The organism is Burkholderia diffusa (assembly GCF_902499115.1).
GTDB classification, from domain to species: domain Bacteria; phylum Pseudomonadota; class Gammaproteobacteria; order Burkholderiales; family Burkholderiaceae; genus Burkholderia; species Burkholderia diffusa.
Genome location: NZ_CABVPN010000003.1, coordinates 42,752 through 64,535, shown reverse-complemented (window position 1 = coordinate 64,535; position 21,784 = coordinate 42,752). Strand labels below are relative to the sequence as shown.

At 67.3% G+C, this 21,784-nt stretch carries 16 protein-coding genes; 11 read left to right on the top strand and 5 right to left on the bottom strand.

Features of this window, described 5'->3' with window-relative positions; all coding sequences use genetic code 11:
• The first annotated feature begins 95 nt into the window (after positions 1–95).
• Positions 96–1,463 (top strand): amino acid permease, encoded by a 1,368-nt coding sequence (locus BTE28158_RS03855; RefSeq protein WP_151051405.1) that lies wholly within the window; start codon positions 96–98, stop codon positions 1,461–1,463.
• Between the two features lie 160 nt (positions 1,464–1,623).
• On the opposite strand, the gene BTE28158_RS03850 is transcribed toward BTE28158_RS03855, so the two are convergent.
• Positions 1,624–1,785, bottom strand: a complete 162-nt coding sequence (locus BTE28158_RS03850) for a hypothetical protein (protein ID WP_006476417.1) — start codon at positions 1,783–1,785, stop codon at positions 1,624–1,626.
• A gap of 242 nt (positions 1,786–2,027) precedes the next feature.
• Between BTE28158_RS03850 and BTE28158_RS03845 the strand changes: the two genes are divergently transcribed.
• The 3 genes from BTE28158_RS03845 to BTE28158_RS03835 are packed head-to-tail and all read left to right on the top strand — an operon-like array spanning position 2,028 to position 5,515.
• Positions 2,028–3,071, top strand: coding sequence for a Fe(3+) ABC transporter substrate-binding protein (locus tag BTE28158_RS03845; RefSeq protein WP_124623216.1), 1,044 nt, complete (start codon positions 2,028–2,030; stop codon positions 3,069–3,071).
• Positions 3,061–4,737, top strand: coding sequence for an ABC transporter permease (locus BTE28158_RS03840; RefSeq protein WP_174919686.1), 1,677 nt, complete (start codon positions 3,061–3,063; stop codon positions 4,735–4,737). The genes BTE28158_RS03845 and BTE28158_RS03840 overlap by 11 nt, the downstream gene beginning before the upstream one ends.
• Before the next feature lie 4 nt (positions 4,738–4,741).
• Positions 4,742–5,515, top strand: coding sequence for an ABC transporter ATP-binding protein (locus BTE28158_RS03835; protein WP_151050593.1), 774 nt, complete (start codon positions 4,742–4,744; stop codon positions 5,513–5,515).
• An 80-nt stretch (positions 5,516–5,595) separates the two neighbouring features.
• Here the strand turns inward: BTE28158_RS03835 and BTE28158_RS03830 are convergent, their stop codons facing one another.
• The 4 genes from BTE28158_RS03830 to BTE28158_RS03815 form a co-directional block, all read right to left on the bottom strand.
• Entirely contained in the window at positions 5,596–6,066 is a 471-nt protein-coding gene (locus BTE28158_RS03830) for an Lrp/AsnC family transcriptional regulator (RefSeq protein WP_006754321.1), read from the bottom strand.
• Between the two features lie 286 nt (positions 6,067–6,352).
• Complete coding sequence (locus BTE28158_RS03825; RefSeq protein WP_059683049.1) at positions 6,353–6,994, bottom strand: NAD(P)-dependent oxidoreductase; 642 nt, start codon at positions 6,992–6,994, stop codon at positions 6,353–6,355.
• 136 nt (positions 6,995–7,130) lie between these two features.
• Entirely contained in the window at positions 7,131–7,586 is a 456-nt protein-coding gene (locus BTE28158_RS03820; protein WP_151050591.1) for an Rrf2 family transcriptional regulator, read from the bottom strand.
• 91 nt (positions 7,587–7,677) lie between these two features.
• Positions 7,678–8,106, bottom strand: a complete 429-nt coding sequence (locus tag BTE28158_RS03815; RefSeq protein WP_059603394.1) for a BCAL1086 family glycoprotein — start codon at positions 8,104–8,106, stop codon at positions 7,678–7,680.
• Between the two features lie 193 nt (positions 8,107–8,299).
• On the opposite strand from BTE28158_RS03815, the gene BTE28158_RS03810 reads away from it, so the two are divergent.
• The 7 genes from BTE28158_RS03810 (at position 8,300) to BTE28158_RS03780 (ending at position 21,720) form a co-directional block, all read left to right on the top strand.
• On the top strand, positions 8,300–8,635 hold the full coding sequence (locus tag BTE28158_RS03810) for a hypothetical protein (protein ID WP_151050589.1): 336 nt from the start codon (positions 8,300–8,302) through the stop codon (positions 8,633–8,635).
• Between the two features lie 243 nt (positions 8,636–8,878).
• Complete coding sequence (locus tag BTE28158_RS03805) at positions 8,879–10,072, top strand: ammonium transporter (RefSeq protein WP_124623226.1); 1,194 nt, start codon at positions 8,879–8,881, stop codon at positions 10,070–10,072.
• 194 nt (positions 10,073–10,266) lie between these two features.
• The gene (locus BTE28158_RS03800; RefSeq protein ID WP_151050587.1) at positions 10,267–12,225 is read left to right on the top strand and encodes a PhoX family protein; all 1,959 of its coding nucleotides are present in this window, start codon (positions 10,267–10,269) and stop codon (positions 12,223–12,225) included.
• A 598-nt stretch (positions 12,226–12,823) separates the two neighbouring features.
• A complete protein-coding gene (locus BTE28158_RS03795; RefSeq protein ID WP_151050585.1) occupies positions 12,824–13,648 on the top strand; it encodes an IclR family transcriptional regulator in 825 nt (274 codons plus the stop codon).
• A 251-nt stretch (positions 13,649–13,899) separates the two neighbouring features.
• Positions 13,900–15,273, top strand: a complete 1,374-nt coding sequence (locus BTE28158_RS03790) for an MdtA/MuxA family multidrug efflux RND transporter periplasmic adaptor subunit (protein ID WP_124623233.1) — start codon at positions 13,900–13,902, stop codon at positions 15,271–15,273.
• A 15-nt stretch (positions 15,274–15,288) separates the two neighbouring features.
• Positions 15,289–18,408 (top strand): MdtB/MuxB family multidrug efflux RND transporter permease subunit, encoded by a 3,120-nt coding sequence (locus tag BTE28158_RS03785; RefSeq protein WP_151050583.1) that lies wholly within the window; start codon positions 15,289–15,291, stop codon positions 18,406–18,408.
• Between the two features lie 3 nt (positions 18,409–18,411).
• On the top strand, positions 18,412–21,720 hold the full coding sequence (locus BTE28158_RS03780; RefSeq protein ID WP_151050581.1) for an efflux RND transporter permease subunit: 3,309 nt from the start codon (positions 18,412–18,414) through the stop codon (positions 21,718–21,720).
• The last annotated feature ends 64 nt before the right edge of the window (positions 21,721–21,784 follow it).

Below are 21,784 nucleotides of genomic sequence, written 5' to 3'. Positions count from 1 at the left end.
TTATCATTCGGGCACGCCTAAGTTGTATATACAACTTGAACCAACCGGGCCGGCCCCGTTCGCCCGGTCTGTCGCATAACGATATCGGAGACTCAATGAAGAACTTGCAGCGCCATCTGAGCGCGCGGCACATCCGCTTTCTCGCGCTGGGCTCGGCGATCGGCACCGGCCTGTTCTACGGCTCGGCGTCCGCGATCCAGCTCGCGGGCCCGGCGGTGATCCTGGCCTACATCCTGGGCGGCGCGGCTGTCTACATGGTGATGCGCGCGCTCGGCGAGATGGCCGTGCGCGAGCCCGTCGCCGGCTCGTTCGGCCACTATGCGACCGAAAACCTCGGCCCATTCGCGGGCTTCGTCACCGGCTGGACCTACACGCTTGAAATGGTGATCGTCGCCATCGCCGACATCACCGCGTTCGGCATCTACATGGGCTTCTGGTTTCCGGACGTCCCTCAATGGATCTGGGTGCTCGGCGTCGTCGCGGTCATCTGCGGGCTGAACCTGTGCCATGTGAAGGTGTTCGGCGAGCTCGAATTCTGGCTGTCACTCATCAAGGTCGGCGCGATCGTCGCGATGATCGGCGGCGGCGTTGCGATCCTGCTGACCGGCATGCATTTCGGCCATTCGGCCGACGTGCCGACGTTCGCGAACCTGTGGAACCACGGCGGCTTCTTCCCGAACGGGATCGGCGGGTTGATCGCGTCGCTGTCGGTCGTGATCTTCGCGTACGGCGGCATCGAGGTGATCGGGATGAGCGCCGGCGAGGCCAAGGATCCGGAGCGCGTGATTCCGCGCGCCATCAACGCGGTGCCCGCGCGCATCCTGTTGTTCTACGTGCTGACGATGGTCGTGCTGATGTCGATCAGCCCGTGGACCGGCGTCGGCAGCGACGGCAGCCCGTTCGTGCAGATCTTCTCGGCGCTCGGCGTGAAGTCGGCCGCGACCATTCTCAACCTCGTGGTGATCAGCGCGGCGATCTCGGCGATCAACAGCGACATCTTCGGCGCGGGCCGGATGATGTTCGGGATGGCGCGGCAGGGCCAGGCGCCGCGCGTGCTGATGGCGACGTCGCGGCACGGCGTGCCATGGGTCACGGTGCTCGTGATGGCCGGCGCGCTGCTGATCGGCGTGGTGCTCAACTACCTGATGCCGAAGGACGTGTTCCTGGTGGTGGCGGCGATCGCGACGTTCGCGACCGTGTGGGTGTGGCTGATGATCCTGCTGTCGCAGGTCGCGATGCGCCGTCGCCTGTCGAGCGCGGAAGTCGCGGCGCTGAAGTTCAAGGTGCCGCTGTGGCCCGTCGCACCCGCCCTGACGATCGCATTCATGGCTTTCGTGATCGTGATGCTCGGCTGGTTCGAAGATACGCGCGTCGCGCTCTACGTCGGCGCGGCATGGCTCGTGCTGCTCGCGGCCGTGTTCTACGCACGAATCCGCCCGAAATTTGCGCCTGCGTCACGTTGACGCACGGCTGACCCTTCCACGCGGCGCGCCGGCTTCGGCGCCCGCGCCCGTCCCGGCGCGATGCCTCGCGCCGCGCACCGCGTCCACGCTTCCTGCCGTTTCAGCGCATCGCTGGCGGCCCGACCGGGCCACCCAGCGATCATGCGCATCCGCGCCGGCGTCAGTGCGACGCGGCGCTCGCGGCCTCGGCCGGATGGGCCTCGTCGTACGCGTGCTTCTGCGAGATCGCGTTATACAGGATCGTCCCGATCACGAGCAGCACGGCCACGACGATCAGGATGCTCACGTTGCGGACAGGGTTCTTCTTGCGCTGATCGTTCATGATCGGTACGGCTCCGTCGATTTCGTTGAAGCGGGCATTCTACGCGCTTGCGCCCGCGCTGCGACGCCCCGGTAGCGCCCCCTCCTCCCACCTTCCTCCCTGCTTTCCGTCACCTTTCATTTGATAATCATTCCCATTCCAATCTAGAATCCGAAATCTTTCGTTTTGTAATGTTTCGGGTTGCTCGGACGGCAGGCACGCCCCGGAACGCTTCTTCGTCCGCCTGCCTCACCGGAGTCTTCATGTCGAATCCGCGCACCCGCCTGCTGCCACTCGCCGGCGCCCTCGCCCTTGCCGCCGCCGCATTCGCGCCACTCGCCCACGCGGCCGAGGAAGTGAGCCTGTACACCACCCGCGAACCGAAGCTGATCCAGCCGCTGATCGACGCGTTCACGAAACAGAGCGGCGTCAAGGTCAACACGGTGTTCGTGAAGGACGGCCTGCTCGAGCGCGTGAAGGCGGAAGGCGCGCAGTCGCCGGCCGACGTGCTGATGACGGTCGACATCGGCAACCTGCTCGACCTTGTCGACGGCGGGCTCGCGCAGCCGGTGCGCTCGAAGGTGCTCGACGATGCGATCCCCGCGAACCTGCGCGGCGCGCAGGGTGACTGGTACGCGCTGTCGCTGCGCGATCGCGTGCTGTACGTGGAGAAGGACCTGAAGGTCGACGCGTTCCGCTACGAGGATCTCGCCGATCCGAAATGGAAGGGCAAGGTCTGCATCCGCTCGGGGCAGCATCCGTACAACACGGCACTCGTCGCGGCAATGATCGCGCACGACGGCGAAGCCGCGACCGAAAAGTGGCTGCGAGGCGTGAAGGCGAACCTTGCCCGCAAGGCGACGGGCGGCGACCGCGACGTCGCGCGCGACATTCTCGGCGGCATCTGCGACGTCGGTCTTGCCAACGCGTACTACGTCGGTCACATGAAGAACGCGGAGCCGGGCACCGATGCGCGCAAGTGGGGCGACGCGATCAAGGTCGTGCGGCCGACGTTCGCGAACGCGAAGAGCGGTGGCACGCACGTGAACATCAGCGGCGCGACGGTTGCGAAGCACGCGCCGCACAAGGCCAATGCAGTGAAGCTGCTCGAGTACCTCGTGTCGCCGGAAGCGCAGGCGCTGTATGCGCAGGCGAACTACGAATATCCGGTGCGCGCGAACGTGAAGCTCGATCCGGTGATCGCGAGCTTCGGCACGCTGAAGGTCGACCCGCTTGCGCTGACCGACATCGCGAAGCACCGCAAGGCGGCCAGCCAGCTCGTCGACAAGGTCGGCTTTGACAACTGACGCAACGTTCGCCCGCACGCGCCGCCGGCCGCTCCGTTCGCGCGCGGGCGGCCTCTGGCTGGGCGCGGCCGTCGCGATCGCAGCGGCGGTCGCGGCGCCGCTCGCGGTGCTGGTCGCCGCCGCGTTCGGCGCCGATCTCGCGCACTGGAAGCATCTCGCCGAGTTCGTGCTGCCGCAGGCGCTGGTCAACACGCTGCTGTTGCTCGCGGGCGTCGGCGCGATCGTCACGGTGGTCGGCACCGGCTGCGCGTGGCTCGTCACCGCGTACGATTTTCCCGGCCGCCGGATGCTGACCTGGGCGCTGCTGCTGCCGCTCGCGGTGCCCACCTATATCGTCGCATTCGCCTATCTCGACCTGCTCCACCCGATCGGCCCCGTGCAGGGCGCGATCCGCTGGCTGCTCGGCTTCGACAGCCCCCGCCAGTTCCGTCTGCCCGACCTGCGCTCGCTGCCCGGTGCGATCTTCGTGCTCGGCTTCGTGCTGTATCCGTACGTGTACCTGAGCACGCGCGCAATGTTCGTCACGCAGTCCGCGAGTCTTCTCGAAGCCGCGCGCACGCTCGGCGCGGGACGCATCGCGACGTTCTGGCGCGTCGTCGTGCCGCTCGCCCGGCCCGCCATCGCCGTCGGCGTGAGCCTTGCGCTGCTCGAAACGCTGAACGACATCGGCGCGTCGGAATTCCTCGGTGTGCAGACGCTCACCGTGTCGGTCTACACGACGTGGATCACGCGCTCCGATCTCGCCGGCGCCGCGCAGATCGCGCTCGCGATGCTCGCGATCGTCGTCGGCATGATCGTGCTCGAACGTTACGGGCGCCGTCGCCAGCGCTACGCGCACGGCCGACGCATGCGTCCGGTCGCACCGCGCAAGCTGACGGGCGCGGCCGCGTGGAGCGCCGCCGCGCTCGGCTGGCTGCCGGTGCTGCTCGGCTTCGGCGCGCCGGCCGCATACCTCGCGGTCGAGACCGGCAAGCGGCTGCATCTCGTCGGCGGCGTATCCGCTCAATTGATGACCGGGCTCGCGAACACGCTGACGATCGCCGCCGCCGCAACCGTCGCGACACTCGCATGCGGGCTCGTCGTCTCGTGGGCGGCGCGCGCGCAGCGCGACAGCGCGCGTGCGGGCCCGGCCCGCGTGTGTGCGCGCATCGCGAGCCTCGGCTACGCGGTGCCGGGCACCGTGCTCGCGATCGGCCTGCTGATCCCGTTCGCGGCGGCCGACCGGCTGCTCGGTGCGGCGCTCGGCCGTGACGGGCTACTGCTGATGGGGTCGGCGGCCGCCCTCGTGATCGCCTACACCGTCCGCTTTCTCGCGATCTCGGCCGGCAGCATCGAAGCCGGCCTCGCGCGCATTCCGCCGTCGCTCGAACACGCCGCGCGCTCGCTCGGCGAGACGGCCGGCGGCACGCTGCGCCGCGTGCACCTGCCGCTGCTGCGGCCCGCGCTCACGACGAGCGCACTGCTCGTCTTCGTCGACGCGATGAAAGAGCTGCCCGCGACACTGCTGCTGCGCCCGCTGAATTTCGACACGCTCGCGACCTGGCTGTACGCGGAGGCCGCGCGCGGCACCTATGAGGAAGGCGCGGTCGCCGCGCTCGCAATCGTGCTGGCCGGGCTCGTGCCCGTGATCCTGCTCGCGCGCACCCGTCACAAGATCGGAGCCTGACACCGTGAATCTGCTCGAACTCGACGACCTCTGCGTCGCCTATGACACGCCGCACGGCCGCCGCGCGGTGGTCGACGGGCTGAGCCTCGCGCTGCCGCGCGGCGATATCGGCTGCCTGCTCGGCGCATCGGGCTGCGGCAAGACCACCGTGCTGCGCGCGATCGCGGGCTTCGAGCCCGTACGCATGGGACGCATCGTGCTGGACGGCACGCCCGTCGCGGCGCCGTCGCTCGACGTGCCGCCCGAGCGGCGGCGCATCGGGATGATGTTCCAGGACTACGCGCTGTTCCCGCACCTGAGTGCGGCCGACAACGTCGCGTTCGGCCTGCGGCGCATGCCGAAGGCCGAGCGGCGCGCGCGCGTCGCGGACATGCTCGAACTGGTCGGGCTCGCCGCTTCCGGCGACGCGTATCCACACGAACTGTCGGGCGGCCAGCAGCAGCGCGTCGCCCTCGCCCGTGCGCTCGCGCCGTCACCGGAGCTGCTGCTGCTCGACGAGCCATTCTCGAATCTCGACGTCGATACACGCGAGCGGCTCGCGTTCGAGTTGCGCGACATCCTGAAGCGCACGGGTCACACCGCGATCCTCGTCACGCACAATCAGGCGGAAGCATTCGCGATCGCCGACCGGATCGGCGTGATGAAGGATGGCCAGCTCGCGCAATGGGACACGCCGTACGCGCTGCACCACCATCCGGCCAGTCCGTTCGTCGCGGAGTTCGTGCGCCGCGACGCGCTGGCGGACGAACGCGCACGCGCGCTGTCGCGCGGCCGCTGACCGGGCGACAATGGCGCGTATTGGCGGCGCACACACGTAACATCCATGCGCACCGACGCGATCCGTTGCCGTCCCGCGCGCTATGCCGGCTCGGACAGATCGCGCACCGGCAGCGCGGTCGAATACTTGATCTGCTCCATCGCGAACGACGAGCTCACGTCGAACAGCGGCACCGCGCGGATCAGTTGCTTGTACACGCGATCGTAATCGTCGATGCCGGCCACCACGACCCGCAGCAGATAGTCGGTCTCGCCGCTCATCCGATAGACCTCGACGACTTCCGGCATGTCGCGCACGGCCTGCGTGAAGCGCTGCGCCCACTCCTCGGTGTGCTGGTTCGTGCGGATCGCGACGAACACGGTCGTGCCGACACCGAGCTTGCGCGGATCGCACAGCGCGACCTGCGCACGAATCGCGCCGGTTTCCTTGAGCCGCTGCACGCGCTTCCAGCACGGCGTCTGCGACAGGTTCACGCGCTGCGCGAGCTCCGCGATCGGCAAGGTGGCATCTGCCTGCAACAGCTCAAGCAGTTTGCGATCGATGGCATCCATTTACCCAGTCCCTCGTAGATAGAAATTTTTTCTATGCATCCTGCATGACGGGGAACAATATGGAAACCGCTGCGCGGCGTCGACCGGGATAAATACCAATCAGGCCGTGAAGAATCCGCATCACGCACGATCCCGTGCGCAGCGGTCCATCGATCATCGGCACACCAGACGAAACAGGCGATTCCACCCGTCGAGGTGGAATCGCCTGAAGTCACTGCGGCTGCGCTGCCTGGCCAGCCGCTCACGGCGAATACGGCACCTGCGCGCCGCCTCGCCGTGGGATCGCTCAATACGCGACCGTCGCGATCTCGCGCACGAAGCCGTGTTGCTCGAGCGCATCGACGAACGCGACCGCATAGTCTTCGGCCGAGATTCTGCTGTTGCCCTCTGCGTCCACGATCAGCTTGCCCACGCCCGTGCGGAACGTGCCGGTGCGCTCGCCCGGCGCGATCAGGGCCGCCGGCGCGAAGAACGTCCAGTCGAGATCGCCGACCGTCTCAAGATAATCGAGCGCATCGCGGTGCGCGAGCGCGACCGCCTTGTACGCGTCCGGGAAACCTTCGGTGTCGACCAGCTGCTTGCCCGGCGCAACTTCGAGCGAACCGGCGCCCCCCACCACCACGAGCCGCTTCAGGCCCGCCTGGCGCGTGCTTTCCACCAGCGCCTTCGCCGCGGCGACGATCTTCGCGGGATCGTCCTGCTTCGGGCTGTACGCGCTCGCGACGACGTCGTGGCCCGGCAGCGCGGCCGCGATGCTGGCCGCATCGAACAGGTCGGCAGCCTTCGCCGTGATGCCGTCGCCGGCCGCGCCCGGGTGGCGCGACAGCGCGGTCACGCGATGGCCGCGACGCACGGCTTCCGCGGCGATGCGCGAGCCGATCATCCCGGTGGCGCCGAACAGTGCGATGTTCAAGGTACGTTGCGTCATGTCGATTCTCCAGAAATAAAAGTAACTACAATGATTACATATAAGACCGAAAAAAAACGGAGCAACACTCCGTCGTGCCGGTCGCCACGCATGCGCGTCACCCGGCCTCCTGCCCGGCATCATCCATTGCCCGCGATCACCCGCCGGCGCTTCCTGCCGGCCGGCTGCGCTGCTCCGATTCGAGCACGTCGGCCGTGACGTCCGCGAGCGTGCGCGTAGCGAGCGATGCTTCCATCGCGCGCTGCGCGTCGCCGATATAGTCGAGCAGCACGCCCTGGATGTGCCGCCCGACGAGACACGCGGGATTCGGCGCCTCGCGATGCAGCGCGAACAGCTGCGCATCGTCGACCGCGCGATACACGTCGAGCAACGTGATCTCGCCGGGTTCGCGCGCCAGCAGCGCGCCGCCGCCCGCGCCGAGCTGCGACGTGGTCAGCCCCGCGGCCGCCAGCATCGACAGCAGACGGCGAATCAGCGCCGGATTCGTGTTCACGCTACCCGCGATGATGTCGGACGACAGCGGCGCACCTTCCTGCATCGACAGCAACGCAAGCACATGAACGGCAAACGCGAACCGGCTGCTGGTATTCATTCCTCACTCTCTCGGTGACGCCGGCTCGAACGGCAGCCGGCGACGATGTGTAACCATGATAATTACATATTGAAGATTCCGCAAGGGCCCTTCACTCGCCGCTGGCCGGCTTCGCACCCGAGGCGTTCTGCTGGCTCCACTGCTGGAGCTTCTTGCCGGCCTCCGCCATCTTCGCGCCCGCTTCCGATGCCGCGTGTGCGACGACGGCGGAAGCGGCCGCATCGATCTGCGCCTGCGCGGCGGACGCAAGGCCGCTCGCCGACAGCGGCGGCACGGCCGAGGCCGCGCTCGCAATGCCGGCCTTCGCGGCATTGATCTGCTGGTTGACGGTGCTCGCCACCTGGTCGAGCGCCTTGGCCGCGTTGTTGGCGGCATCGGCGGCCGCGCTGGCGGCCGTATCGGGTTGCGTGGCCGGCGTGCCGGACTTCTCGCAGCCTGCGAGCAACAGCACCGCACCGACGGCCGCGGCCGCCAGCACGGACCCGGGCACGCGACGCGCCGGCCAAGTCTTCATCTTCATCAGCGATCTCCGGCCGTGCGCCGCACGGCCTGAATGGTTGGACCAGCGTCGATGATACCGCCTGTGGAACAGGGCCAATGACGACTCGTTATTAAAAATGCCTTTCAATTTCGGATTTGTCTGATTCAATTGCAGGCGTGCCGAGACTAAAGTGGGCAGGCTTCAATCCGCTCCGTCTGCTTCCCGTTTCTTCATGGCTTTCCTCATCGACTGGTTCATCGCGCTGGCCGCCGCGCTCGCCACCACCTTGTTCCTGTGCCTTCGTTCACCGTCCGCGCCGCGCCTGCGTGCAGCCGGGCGCCCGCGCCGCGTCGCGTGCGCTCGCCTGCTCGTTCAGGCTGTGATCGGCTTCTGGACGGCCGCGCTGATCGTCGCGCAGGGCATCCTTGGCCCCGACGGCGACGGCCAGTCGCACGCCGGCTTCGCGGCGCTCGCATTTGCCGCACTCGGGCTCACCACCGTCGCCGCCTACTGGTGCGCCTGCGCATTGCGGCTGCGGCGCTCACGCGTGCCGTTCGCCCGCCGCTGACGCGCCAGACCGGTGCATCGCGGCGCACCACGCCACGCATCGCACGCACCATTTGAGCTCTCATCGCACCACGTGCGTGCACCCACTGCGGGTCCGGACTCACACGCGGCCTGCCCCGCTACCGTGCACGCATCGCCGGCGTGCCGCATCGCACGGCCTTCCGCACCACTTGTACGCACGCGTTCACCAAGTTGGCTCGATATTTGCATTCCTTGCCCGTTTTTTGCGCAAGGAAGCCACGGCATGGATGGTCTGAAATCCGGCGTCGATACACTGTTCCTCTTGATCGGTGCCGTCATGGTGCTCGCGATGCACGCGGGCTTCGCATTTCTCGAGCTCGGCACGGTCCGCAAGAAGAACCAGGTCAACGCGCTCGTGAAGATCCTGGTCGACTTCTCGGTGTCGACGCTCGCGTATTTCTTCATCGGCTATACGATCGCGTACGGCGTCGAGTTCTTCGACGATATCGGCACGCTGTCGCAGCACAGCGGCTACGCGCTCGTGCGCTTCTTCTTCCTGCTGACCTTCGCGGCTGCCATACCCGCGATCGTGTCCGGCGGCATCGCCGAACGCGCGAAATTCAATCCTCAGCTCGTCGCGACGCTGATCATCGTCGGCTTCATCTATCCGTTCTTCGAAGGGATCGCATGGAATGAACGCTTCGGCGTGCAGGGCTGGCTCACGCATGCCTTCGGCGCGCCGTTCCACGATTTCGCGGGCTCGGTCGTCGTGCATGCGTTCGGCGGCTGGGTCGCGCTGCCGGCCGTGCTGCTGCTCGGCGCACGCCACGGCCGCTATGCGAAGGACGGCCGGATCGCCGCGCACCCGCCGTCGAACATTCCGTTTCTCGCACTCGGCGCGTGGGTGCTCGCGGTCGGCTGGTTCGGCTTCAACGTGATGAGCGCGCAGACGCTCGACAAGATCAGCGGCCTGGTCGCCGTGAACTCGCTGATGGCGATGGTCGGCGGCACGCTCGCCGCGTGGATGGCCGGCCGCAACGATCCGGGCTTCACGTACAACGGCCCGCTCGCGGGCCTCGTCGCGGTCTGCGCGGGTTCCGACGTGATGCACCCGATCGGTGCGCTCGTCACCGGCGCCGCAGCCGGCGCTCTGTTCGTCGCAATGTTCACCTGCGTGCAGAACAAGTGGCGCATCGACGACGTGCTCGGCGTGTGGCCGCTGCACGGAATGTGCGGCGCGCTCGGCGGCATTGCGGCCGGCGTGTTCGGGCAACCCGCGTTCGGCGGCCTCGGCGGCGTGTCGTTCATGTCGCAACTCATCGGCACGCTCGGCGGCATCGCGATCGCCACCGCGGGCGGCACGCTCGTGTACGGCGCGCTGAAGGCGACCGTCGGGCTGCGCCTCGAGCGCGAAGCCGAATTCGACGGCGCCGACCTGTCGATCCATCGCATCTCGGCGACGCCCGAGCGCGACTGAGCGCGAATACGCGTCCGATCGGCGTCCGGCAGCCCGCCTGACGGACGCCCAAACGCATCATTACGTTTTCAATTCAAAAAACTTTCATCGAGCGCCCCTAAACTTCGGTCCAGTTTTCAACTTGCCTTCGCAATGCTTGCTGATCGCCTGCTGCGCGAAAGGCGATTCTTCCAACATTCGAAACTGGACTCCACATGCCCGCGTTGCCCAATGCTTCCCGTCGTCAGGCCCTGAAGATCCTCGCCGGCGCACCCATGCTGCCCCTCTCCGGCCTCGCGCTGCCGGCCCTGCTGACAGGTTGCGGCGGCGACGACAATCCGGCGGCGACGCCGGCCGCCGCCGCGTACACGTCGGCGGCGTTCTCGGCGATGGCCGCGCCCACGCTCGACAACGCGGCCGCGATGGCCACGACGACGGTCGGTTCGACGCTGTCGGTGTCCTTCTCGGACGGCTCGTCGCGCAACTTCAAGCTCGCGTACCGGCCGTTCTTCGTGACGGGCGACATGGTGCCGGACGGCAAGGGCGGCACGACGCTCGCGGGCGGCTACTACGACATCAACAACCAGCCGATCATCGATCGCTCGGTGGCCGGCAAGGAGCGCCAGTTCTATTCCGACTGCCCGGACGGCAGCTCGCTGCTGACGCTGAAAAATGCGAACGTGCCCGGCGTGAAGGGCAACACGGTGTTCGCGGTCGTGCAGTTCGAATACACGACGCGCGACCAGGCGAGCGCGTCGCAGTACGGCCAGCTGCCGTCGCCGATCGCCGTGCTCACGCTCGACCAGGATCCGTCCACCGGCGCGCTGAAGGTCGTGAAGTACCACAACGTCGACACGTCGAAGGCGCACGGCCTGTGGATCACCTGCGGCGCGAGCCTGTCGCCGTGGGGCACGCACCTGTCGAGCGAGGAATACGAGCCGGACGCGACGAAGGCCGCGACCGACGCGCAGTTCAAGGCGTTCAGCAAGAACACGTTCGGTGACGAGACGAAGGCGAACCCCTACCACTACGGCCACCTGCCCGAGATCACCGTGAATCCGGACGGCACCGGCACCGTGAAGAAGCACTACTGCCTCGGCCGCATCTCGCACGAGCTGATCCAGGTGATGCCGGACCAGCGCACCGTGATGATGGGCGACGACGCCACCAACGGCGGCCTGTTCATGTTCGTCGCCGACAAGGCGGCCGACCTGTCGGCCGGCACGCTGTACGTCGCGAAGTGGACGCAGACGTCATCGGCCGGCGCCGGCACCGCGACGCTCACGTGGATCAGGATCGGCCATGCGACCAGCGGCGAGATCGAAACGCTCGCGAACACGCTGAAGGCGTCGGACATCATGGACCTGGTGACCACCGACCCGAACGATGCGAGCTACACGAAGATCCATTTCGGCGGCAAGTTCAACTGGATCCGCGTGAAGCCGGGCATGGAAAAAGCGGCCGCGTTCCTCGAGACGCACCGCTACGCGGCGCTGCTCGGCGGCAGCATGGCGTTCACGAAGCTCGAAGGCACGACCGTGAACGCGAAGGACAAGATCGTCTACACGGCGATGTCGCGGATCGAGACGTCGATGGTCCAGGGCAACGCGGCGTCGCGCGACGTCGCGGTCGACAAGAAGATCGCCTCGGGCGCGGTCTACGCGCTGAACCTGAAGGCCGGCCAGCGCGACACGACGGGCGGCGCGATCGACAGCGAGTGGGTGCCGGTCGACATGGGCGCGCCGGCCGCGCTCGTCGGCGAGGACCTCGCCGCGGCCGATGCGCTCGGCAACCTGGCGAACCCGGACAAGATCGCGAACCCCGACAACCTGAAGTTCTCCGAGAAGCTGCGCACGCTCTTCATCGGCGAAGACTCGGGCATGCACGTCAACAACTTCCTGTGGGCGTACAACGTCGACACGAAGTCGCTCGCGCGCGTGCTGTCGTGCCCGGCCGGCGCCGAATCGACGGGCCTGCACGCGGTCGACGAGATCAACGGCTGGACCTACATCATGAGCAACTTCCAGCACGCGGGCGACTGGGAGTCACCGCTGCACGACAAGGTCAAGCCGACGCTCGATCCGCTCGTGCGCGCGAACTTCAAGGATCGCTTCGGCGCCAGCGTCGGCTACCTGACGGCCGAGCCGACCAGCATCAAGCTCGCGAAGGCCTGACCGCTTCGCACGAGGGGGGGGGCAGCGCCCCTGGCAGGCCGCCCCTGACCGGGCGTCCCTGACTGGGCGTCCCTTTCTTCATCACCGTTCATTCGTCGGCGCTCCACGCCGGTTTACGCGCGATGCCCATTGCGGGCATCGCGCTTTTTTTTGCGCGCGCCACGCGCACGCGAGTGCGCACGAGCCCGGTCGAACGGGCGATTTCAGCGATCGGGGGATAATACGGACCTGACGCGTCCGGCGGACGGGCAAAAAAAAGCGCCACGGAGACCGTGGCGCTAAAAAAGTTCTAGCCATTCCGAGGGCCGTGCTAGAACCTGAGAGACTGCGCGAAACACCGTTGCCGGTTAAACTCCTGAAACGATGTTTCGAAAACGTGAGACATTCTTTCCGTTTCCGCCCGACAAGTCAAGCGGTATTTGCACCGGTCTGCTCGCTTTCCGGCAATGCTCATTTGAGCGCTTTCCTAATAAACCAAGGGTGAACCCGTAAAATCTCATCCGATGAACGATTCACCCATGGAACATGCATCTTTTGACAATCATCCTACAATACCAACAAAATTGAAATCGAGTTTCGGAAATAGAGAGAATCCCTCGTGTCGACACCTGTAACGCCTCCCGCGCCCCGAGACCGCGAATCGTCGCCGGACGAGATCACCGCGCTCGCGCGCGGCCTCGCCGTGCTGCGGCGCATCGCGGCCGCCGACGCCCCGGTCAGCAACCGCGAGCTCACCGAATTGACGGGCATCCCGAAGCCGACCGTGTCACGCATCACGGCGACCCTCGTCAGCGCCGGCTTCCTGTTCCAGTTGCCCGACAGCGAGCGCTTCGTGCTGACTGCGTCGGTCCTGGAGCTGAGCCACGGCTTCCTGCGCAACTTCGACATCCGCGCGCGCTCGCGGCCGTTCATGATCGAACTCGCCGAGCGCACGTCGCTGTCGGTGCACCTCGCGGTGCGCGACCGGCTCGACATGGTCGCGATCGACGTGATCCGGCCGCGCTCGGCCGTGCTCGTCACGCGCCTCGAGATCGGCTCGCGGATGGACATCGCACGCACCGCGGTCGGCCGCGCGTATCTCGCGGCACTGGAGGACGACGAGCGCCGCGCGCTGCTCGACGCGCTGCGCGCGACGGCCGGCGATGACTGGCCGCACGTATCGGCGCGCCTGACCCCCGGTCTCGAGGACGCGATGCGCGCGGGCCATGCGATCGCGATCGGCGAATGGCGTGAAGGGCTGAACGCGGTCGCGGCCGGTTTCGTCGGCCCGTCGGGCCAGCGCTATTCGGTGAACTGCGGCGGCGCATCCAGTCAGTGCCCGCCCGAATGGCTGCAGGAACACGTGGTGCCCGCGTTGCACGAATGCATCGCGAAAATCACCCGCGAGATCGGCGGCGCGCCAGCCCGGCGCAGCGCCGTGTAATCGGTCCGTCATCGTCCTGTCGCCTTATGTAACGACCGTAACCCGTTGAAAGATAGACGACTGGACTGTAACGGGGACGGGACGTAGCATCATGCCCATCGTCGCGCCGCATCCGCGGCGCGCACCGCTCTTTTCTTTTTCCCGCGCGGACCGGAAGGGCCCGGACCGAGCCGGCCCTCCGGCACCGCATGCCCACGCGCCGCCCCAGGCTCGTCTCCCGGCCCGCCGCGCCGTCTTCCTGACAGAACACGATGGACAACCAACAAAAGCCCACGCCCCCTTCGAAGGATCCCGCCTCCCCCGCCGCGCGCCGCCCGCGCCGCACGCTGGTGATCGGGACGCTCGCGGTCGTCGTCATCGGCGGCTTGCTGTGGTGGCACCCGTGGAGCCGTACGCAGGCGGACGCGTCGGCGGCAGGCAACGCGGCCTCCGGCGCGAGCGCCGGCGGCAGTAACGGCCATCGCGGCCGCGGCGGCCCCGCCGCCATGGCGAACGTTCCGCAGCCCGTATCGGTCGCGACCGCGACGCAGGGCGAGATGCCGATCGTGCTGTCCGCGCTCGGCACCGTGACGCCGCTCGCGAGCGTGACTGTCAAGACGCAGTTGTCGGGTTATCTGCAGTCGGTCGCGTTCCGGGAAGGCCAGATCGTCAAGAAAGGCGACCTGCTCGCGCAGATCGACCCGCGCCCGTACCAGGTCGCGCTCGAGAATGCCGAAGGCACGCACGCGCGCGACTCGGCGCTGCTCGCGACGGCCCGCATCGACCTGAAGCGCTACCAGACGCTGCTGTCGCAGGACTCGATCGCGTCGCAGACGGTCGACACCCAGGCGTCACTCGTCAAGCAATACGAAGGAACGGTGAAGACCGACCAGGCAGCGATCGACTCCGCGAAACTGAACCTCACGTACGCGCGCATCACGGCGCCCGTGTCGGGCCGCGTCGGCCTGCGCCAGGTCGACCCCGGCAACTACGTGACTGCGGGCGACACGAACGGGATCGTCGTGATCACGCAACTGCAGCCGATGAGCGTGATCTTCACGACCTCGGAGGACAACCTGCCGCAGATCGTGAAGCAGGTAAACGCGGGCCAGAAACTGTCGGTCACCGCTTACAATCGCAACAACACCGTGCCGCTCGAGACGGGTTCGCTCGAAACGCTCGACAACCAGATCGACACGAGCACCGGCACGGTCAAGCTGCGCGCGACCTTCGACAACAAGGAAGGCTTGCTGTTTCCGAATCAGTTCGTGAACACGCGGCTGCTGGTCGACGTGATGCGCAATGCGACGATCGTGCCGACGGCCGCCGTGCTGACGGGCTCGATCGGCCAGTTCGTGTACATCGTGAAACCCGACAACACGGTGACGGTGCGCAAGGTCAAGGTCGGCCCGGTCGACGGCGAGCGCACGAGCATCGTCAGCGGCGTCGCGATCGGCGAGCGCGTGGTCACCGACGGCTCCGACCGGCTGCGCGAAGGCGCGAAGATCACGATCCCGGCCGACAAGCCGAAAGGCGCGTCGGGCGCGCATGGCGCCGGTGCGGCGTCCGGCGCATCGGGTGCGGCCGCCCACCGTGGCGGACACAAGCACGACGCGTCGCAGGCTGCGGCCCCCGCGGCCCAGTAACGCGCGGGCCGCTCGATGAATCCGTCCCGCCTCTTCATTCTCCGGCCTGTCGGCACCGCCCTCCTGATGGCGGCGATCATGCTGGCCGGCCTCGTCGCGCTGCGCTTCCTGCCGCTCGCCGCGCTGCCCGAAGTCGACTACCCGACGATCCAGGTCCAGACCTTCTATCCGGGCGCGAGCCCGGAGGTGATGACGTCGTCGGTCACCGCGCCGCTGGAGCGGCAGTTCGGCCAGATGCCGTCGCTGAACCAGATGTCGTCGCAAAGCTCGGCCGGCGCGTCGGTGATCACGCTGCAGTTCTCGCTCGACCTGCCGCTCGACATCGCCGAACAGGAAGTGCAGGCCGCGATCAACGCGGCCGGCAACCTGCTGCCGTCCGATCTGCCCGCCCCGCCGATCTACGCGAAGGTCAACCCGGCCGACGCGCCGGTGCTGACGCTGGCCATCACGTCGAAGACCTTGCCGCTCACGCAGGTGCAGGACCTGACCGACACGCGCCTCGCGATGAAGATCTCGCAGATCGCGGGTGTCGGCCTCGTCAGCCTGTCGGGCGGCAACCGGCCGGCCGTGCGGATCCAGGCGAACCCGACCGCGCTCGCGCAGTACGGGATGAACCTCGACGACCTGCGCACGACGATCTCGAACCTGAACGTGAACACGCCGAAAGGCAACTTCGACGGCCCGACGCGCGCGTACACGATCAACGCGAACGACCAGCTCACCAGCGCCGATCAATACAACGACGCGGTCGTCGCCTACAAGAGCGGCCGTCCGGTGATGCTGACCGACGTCGCGAAGGTCGTCGCCGGCTCGGAGAACACCAAGCTCGGCGCGTGGGTGAACTCGGAGCCCGCGATCATCCTGAACGTGCAGCGCCAGCCGGGCGCGAACGTGATCGCGACCGTCGACGCGATCAAGGCGCAACTGCCGAAGCTGCAGGAGACGCTGCCCGCCGCGCTCGACGTGCAGATCGTCACCGACCGCACGACGATGATCCGCGCCGCCGTGCGCGACGTGCAGTTCGAGCTGCTGCTCGCGGTCGGGCTCGTCGTACTGGTGATGTACCTGTTCCTCGCGAACGTCTACGCGACGATCATCCCGAGCCTGTCGGTGCCGCTGTCGCTGATCGGCACGCTCGCGGTGATGTACATGGCCGGCTTCTCGCTGAACAACCTGTCGCTGATGGCGCTCACCATCGCGACCGGCTTCGTCGTCGACGACGCGATCGTGATGATCGAGAACATCGCGCGCTACGTCGAGGAAGGCGATTCGGGGCTCGAGGCCGCGCTGAAGGGCTCGCGGCAGATCGGCTTCACGATCATATCGTTGACGGTGTCGCTGATCGCGGTGCTGATCCCGCTGCTGTTCATGGGCGACGTGGTCGGCCGGCTGTTTCACGAGTTCGCGATCACACTCGCAGTGACGATCGTGATCTCGGCGATCGTGTCGCTCACGCTCGTGCCGATGATGTGCGCGAAGCTGCTGCGTCACTCGCCGCCGCCCGAAAGCCACCGCTTCGAGGCGCGCGTGCACCGCGCGATCGACTGGGTGATCGCGCGCTACGCGGTCGCGCTCGAATGGGTGCTGAACCGCCAGCGCTCGACGCTCGTCGTCGCGCTGCTGACGCTCGGGCTCACCGCCCTGCTCTACGTGTACGTGCCGAAAGGCTTCTTCCCCGCGCAGGATACCGGCGTGATCCAGGCGATCACGCAGGCGCCGCAGTCGATCTCGTACGGCGCGATGGCCGAACGCCAGCAGGCGCTCGCGGCCGAGATCCTGAAGGATCCGAACGTCGAAAGCCTCACGTCGTTCATCGGCGTCGACGGCAGCAACATCACGCTGAACAGCGGCCGGATGCTGATCAACCTGAAGGCGCGCGACGAGCGCGCCGAGTCGGCCGCGCAGATCATCCGCAACCTGCAGCAGCGTGTCGCGAACGTGACCGGCATCACGCTCTTCATGCAGTCGGTGCAGGACCTGACGATCGACTCGACCGTGAGCCCGACGCAGTACCAGTTCATGCTGACGAGCCCGAACCCGGACGAGTTCGCGACCTGGGTGCCGAAGCTCGTCACGCGGCTGCAGAAGGAGCCGTCGCTCGCCGACGTCGCGACCAACCTGCAGAGCAACGGCCAGTCGGTCTACATCGAGATCGACCGCGCGAGTGCCGCGCGCTTCGGCATCACGCCGGCGACCGTCGACAACGCGCTGTACGACGCGTTCGGCCAGCGCATCGTGTCGACCATCTTCACGCAGTCGAACCAGTACCGCGTGATTCTCGAGTCGGAGCCGAAGGAGCAGCATTACGCCGAATCGCTGAACGACATCTACCTGCCGTCAGCGGGTGGCGGCCAGGTGCCGCTGTCGTCGATCGCGTCGTTCCATGAACGGCCGTCGCCGCTGCTCGTCGCGCACCTGTCGCAGTTCCCGTCGACGACGGTCTCGTTCAACCTCGCACCGGGCGCGTCGCTCGGCGAAGCCGTGAAGGCGATCGACGCCGCCGAGAAGGACATCGGCCTGCCCGGCTCGTTCCAGACGCGCCTCCAGGGCGCGGCGCTCGCGTTCCAGGCATCGCTGTCGAACCAGCTGCTCCTGATCCTCGCGGCGGTCGTCACGATGTACATCGTGCTCGGCGTGCTATACGAGAGCTACATCCACCCGATCACGATCCTGTCGACGCTGCCGTCGGCCGGCGTCGGCGCGCTGCTCGCGCTGATGATCACCGGGCACGACCTCGACATCATCGGGATCATCGGGATCGTGCTGCTGATCGGCATCGTGAAGAAGAACGCGATCATGATGATCGACTTCGCGCTCGAGGCCGAGCGCGTCGAAGGCAAACCGCCGCGTGAGGCGATCTACCAGGCGTGCCTGCTGCGCTTCCGGCCGATCCTGATGACGACGCTCGCCGCGCTGCTCGGCGCGGTGCCGCTGATCGTCGGCGCCGGCGCGGGCTCCGAGCTGCGCCAGCCGCTCGGGATCGCGATCGCGGGCGGCCTGATCGTGTCGCAGGTGCTGACGCTGTTCACGACGCCGGTGATCTACCTCGGCTTCGACAGCCTCGCACGGCGCGTGCGCGACTGGTTCGAACGGCACGGCCCCGGCCGCGACACCGGCAAGCACACGGGCGCATAAGCGATGAACCTGTCGCGTCCCTTCATCACCCGCCCGGTCGCGACGACGCTGCTCGCGCTCGGCGTCGCGCTCGCGGGCCTGTTCGCATTCATCAAGCTGCCGGTGTCGCCGCTGCCGCAGGTCGACTTCCCGACCATCTCGGTGCAGGCGTCGCTGCCCGGCGCGAGTCCCGAGACGGTCGCGACCAGCGTGACGAGCCCGCTCGAGCGGCACCTCGGCTCGATCGCCGACGTCAGCGAAATGACGTCGACCAGCACCGTCGGCAACGCACGGATCATCCTGCAGTTCGGGCTGAACCGCGACATCGACGGCGCCGCGCGCGACGTGCAGGCCGCAATCAACGCGGCGCGCGCCGACCTGCCCGCATCACTGAAGAGCAACCCGACGTACCGCAAGGTCAACCCGGCCGATTCGCCGATCATGGTCGTGTCGCTGACATCGGAAACGTCGTCGCCCGCGAAGCTGTACGACGCCGCGTCGACGGTGCTGCAACAGTCGCTGTCGCAGATCGACGGGGTCGGCCAGGTGTCGGTGAGCGGCTCCGCGAACCCGGCCGTGCGTGTCGAGCTCGAGCCTCACGCGCTGTTCCACTACGGAATCGGCCTCGAGGACGTGCGGGCCGCGCTCGCATCCGCGAACGCGAACAGCCCGAAGGGTGCGATCGAATTCGGCCCGAAGCACTACCAGCTCTATACGAACGACCAGGCCTCGCAGGCGTCGCAGTACAGCGACCTGGTCGTCGCCTACCGCAACGGCGCGGCCGTGCGGCTGTCCGACCTGTCCGAGGTCGTCGACGGCGTCGAGGACCTCCGCAACCTGGGCCTGTCGAACGGCAAGCGCGCGGTGCTCGTGATCCTCTACCGCTCGCCCGGCGCGAATATCATCGAGACGATCGACCGCGTGCGCGCGGCGCTGCCGCAGCTCACCGCGTCGCTGCCGGCCGATATCACGGTGACGCCGGTGCTCGACCGTTCGACGACGATCCGCGCGTCGCTGAAGGACACCGAACACACGCTGCTGATCGCGGTGAGCCTCGTCGTGATGGTCGTGTTCCTGTTCCTGCGCAACTGGCGCGCGACGCTGATTCCGAGCGTCGCGGTGCCGATCTCGATCATCGGCACGTTCGGCGCGATGTACCTGCTCGGCTTCTCGATCGACAACCTGTCGCTGATGGCGCTGATCGTCGCGACCGGCTTCGTCGTCGACGATGCGATCGTCGTGCTCGAGAACATCACGCGTCACATCGAGAACGGCAAGCCGCGGCTGCAGGCTGCGTTCGACGGCGCGCGCGAGGTCGGCTTCACCGTGCTGTCGATGAGCATTTCGCTCGTCGCGGTGTTCCTGCCGATCCTGCTGATGGGTGGCATCGTCGGGCGCCTGTTCCGCGAATTCGCGTTGACGCTGTCGCTCGCGATCGGCGTGTCGCTCGCCGTTTCGCTGACCGTCACGCCGATGATGTGCGCGCGGCTGCTGCGCGAGTCGCACGAGGTGCAGGAGGAAGGCCGCCTCGGCCGGTTCCTCGAGCGCTTCTTCACGCGGATGCAGCGCGGCTACGAGCGCACGCTGTCGTGGGCGCTGCGCCGTCCGCTGCTGGTCCTGCTGATCCTCTTCGCGACGATCGGCCTGAACGTCTACCTGTACATCGTCGTGCCGAAGGGCTTCTTTCCGCAGCAGGACACCGGGCTGATGATCGGCGGCATCCAGGCCGACCAGTCGACGTCGTTCCAGGCGATGAAGCTGAAATTCTCCGAGATGATGCGGATCGTGCAGGCGAACCCGAACGTGAAGAGCGTCGCGGGCTTCACCGGCGGCACGCAGACCAACTCGGGCTTCATGTTCGTCACGCTGAAGGACCGCACCGAGCGCAAGCTGTCGGCCGACCAGGTGATCCAGCAGCTGCGCAAGCCGCTCGCGGACGTCGCGGGTGCGCGCACGTTCCTGCAGGCCGCGCAGGACATCCGCGTCGGCGGCCGGCAGAGCAATGCGCAGTACCAGTTCACGCTGCTCGGCGATTCGAGCGCCGAGCTGTACAAGTGGGGGCCGCTGCTGACCGAGGCGCTGCAGAAGCGCGCCGAGCTGACCGACGTGAACTCCGACCAGCAGCAAGGCGGCCTCGAAGCGATGGTGACGATCGACCGCGCAACTGCCGCGCGGCTCGGCATCAAGCCCGCACAGATCGACAACACGCTGTACGACGCGTTCGGCCAACGCCAGGTCTCGACGATCTACAACCCGCTGAACCAGTACCACGTCGTGATGGAAGTCGCGCCGAAATACTGGCAGAGCCCGGAGATGCTGAACCAGGTGTGGATCAGCACGTCGGGAGGCAGCGCGAACGGCTCGCAGACGACCAACGCCGCGGCCGGTACCTTCGTCGCGACCTCGGCCGGCACGTCGAGCGCCGGGACGGCCGCCACCAGCGCCGCGGCGATCGCGTCCGATTCGGCGCGCAACCAGGCGCTGAACTCGATCGCGTCGAGCGGCAAGTCGAGCGCATCGTCGGGCGCGGCGGTGTCGACGTCGAAGTCGACGATGATTCCGCTGTCCGCGATCGCGACCTTCGGCCCTAGCACGACGCCGCTGTCGGTCAACCACCAGGGGCTGTTCGTCGCGACGACGATCTCGTTCAACCTGCCGCCGGGCGTGTCGCTGTCTCAGGCGACCCAGGTGATCTACCAGACGATGGCGCAGATCGGCGTGCCGCCGACGATCGTCGGCAGCTTCCAGGGCACCGCACAGGCGTTCCAGCAGTCGCTGAACAACCAGCCGATCCTGATTCTCGCGGCACTCCTGGCCGTCTACATCGTGCTCGGGATCCTGTACGAGAGCTACATCCACCCGATCACGATCCTGTCGACACTGCCGTCGGCCGGCGTGGGCGCCCTGCTCGCGCTGCTGCTGTTCAAGACCGAGTTCAGCATCATCGCGCTGATCGGCGTGATCCTGCTGATCGGTATCGTGAAGAAGAACGCGATCATGATGGTCGACTTCGCGATCGACCAGACGCGCAACGGCAACAAGTCGTCGTTCGATGCGATCCACGAGGCGTGCCTGCTGCGCTTCCGGCCGATCATGATGACGACGATGGCGGCGCTCCTCGGCGCGCTGCCGCTCGCGTTCGGCCACGGCGACGGCGCGGAGCTGCGCGCGCCGCTCGGGATCGCGATCGCCGGCGGCCTGATCATGTCGCAGGTGCTGACGCTCTATACGACGCCGGTGGTCTACCTGTACATGGACCGGTTCCGCGTGTGGGGCGAGAAGCGCCGCAACCGCCGCGGCAATTCGGGCGGACCGGCGGTGGCGGGCGAGTAAGCGGGTAACGGCACGAGCGACGGGCTTGCACACCGGCCGCAATCGGCTATCGTGTGTCCATGCC